General features: G+C 30.1%; 1 pseudogene. It reads left to right on the forward strand.

What is annotated here, in order from left to right:
* Positions 1-246, forward strand: a pseudogene (locus tag HMPREF2704_RS10495) (hypothetical protein); the annotation flags it as partial.

Consider the following 246-nt stretch of genomic DNA (forward strand, 5'->3'; position numbering starts at 1 on the left):
CTTATAAAAACAGCACTAATAAAAACGGCACTAATTACGAACAAATCATAAAAGAAAATCTAGAAATGAAACAGCCATTCTTCCACGCATTTGAATTAGCAAATGAAAGTGATCTAGGATATTGGGGAAATAAAATGAAATGCTGGGTTGAGGACTATGATGAAAAAGATAATAAAACAATTATTGAATCTTTAAAAAAGATAACTGAAAATATTGCACTTGCTGAGTTCTTTCCCTACCATTCTA

The organism is Streptococcus sp. HMSC076C09 (genome assembly GCF_001837905.1).
Taxonomy (GTDB): domain Bacteria; phylum Bacillota; class Bacilli; order Lactobacillales; family Streptococcaceae; genus Streptococcus; species Streptococcus parasanguinis_I.